The 1,090-nt window shown below is 62.5% G+C and carries 2 protein-coding genes; both read right to left on the bottom strand.

Translation table 11 applies throughout. The features are described from left to right. Positions 1 to 64 precede the first annotated feature (64 nt). The gene (locus tag AB4Z11_RS32355) at positions 65 to 544 is read right to left on the bottom strand and encodes a GNAT family N-acetyltransferase (protein ID WP_442030369.1); all 480 of its coding nucleotides are present in this window, start codon (positions 542 to 544) and stop codon (positions 65 to 67) included. A gap of 7 nt (positions 545 to 551) precedes the next feature. After that, entirely contained in the window at positions 552 to 1,073 is a 522-nt protein-coding gene (locus AB4Z11_RS32350; RefSeq protein ID WP_442030367.1) for a phage tail protein, read from the bottom strand. Between the last annotated feature and the right edge of the window lie 17 nt (positions 1,074 to 1,090).

Here is a 1,090-nt window from a genome sequence, read left to right as displayed (position 1 = left end):
GGGCATTGATGCGTTCAGCTTCCATGGTTTTCTTGGTCTGATAGTAATGAAATCGAACCGAGAATTATACCCTAGAGACGGCGCTCCATTCCATGCTCAGATGGAGGCCGTCCAGCGCGCCGGGCTGGAAACCATGACGTTCGTACAAGTGCCGCGCAGGATTGTCTTGCAAAACATGCAAGCGTAGGGGCAGGCCGAGGTGGCGGGCCGCCTCCTGCAGGGTGGACAGCAGGTGGCCGCCGATGTGACGGTTGCGAAAGCCGGGCAGCAGGCTGATGTCCAGCAGGCGAATTTCGTTGTCGGTGCGTGCGACGCAGAGGCGGCCGGCGCGCTGATCGCCGACCAGCACCACATTGGCCTCCAGCTGGGGGAAGTGTTGCCGGTAATGGGCGTGTTGCGCTTCCAGCTGCAGGCGCAGCAGCATGCTGCGGGCCGGACCGTCGATCAGGGACAAATCCGGCCGTGTGCTGGCCAGCAGCTCGAACAGGAAGTCCTGATCGGCTTCCTCGGCGGCACGCAGGCGGATTGCCTCTGTTTCGTCCATCGGCGCTTCAGTTCCGCGACGGGAAGATGCCCTGGAGCGCGATGATGAAGTTCAGCACCAGATAAGGCTGCTGATTATTATGCGGCGTGTTGTTGCCCGTCGTGCTCAGGCTGCCCACTGGCATCGGCGCCAGCGAGGATGGGTYGTGGTAAGGCGGCGTGGCGCCAGGTGGGGCGGCGAGCAGGGCCCCGGCCGGGGAGCCCACCGACGGAGGGGTATTGGTACCGTTCAGGCTGTGGTTGTGGCCTGCCATTTCGTTCAGCGTCAGCTGATGGGTTGCTTCGCCGCCGATTTCGCCCAGCATGCGCGGCGTCAGACCCGGCCCCTGGCCCTGGTGCAGCGGGATGCGCTGTTGCAGATTGGGCAGGGCGAAGTTGTTCACGCCATTGCCGCCATAGGTTGTGCCCAGCAGGGAGAATAAGGCCTGGTTTTGAGCGATGGGCAAGATCTGGCCATTGCAAAGCGCCCAACCCTGCGGTGCGTAGTTGCCTGCAAAAATGCGGACTTCCGCGAGGAACGGTTGTGCCATGTCTTACTCCTCAGGAA

It is taken from the genome of Pseudoduganella sp. RAF53_2 (assembly GCF_052113985.1).
Taxonomy (GTDB): domain Bacteria; phylum Pseudomonadota; class Gammaproteobacteria; order Burkholderiales; family Burkholderiaceae_D; genus Rugamonas.
The sequence above is the reverse complement of the archived record's forward strand: the minus strand, read 5'-3'. Positions and strand labels throughout refer to the sequence as shown.

Excerpts from the sequence above, each read along its gene's own strand:
- AB4Z11_RS32355 (WP_442030369.1), bottom strand. The coding sequence starts at position 544 with ATGGACGAAACAGAGGCAATCCGCCTGCGTGCCGCCGAGGAAGCCGAT.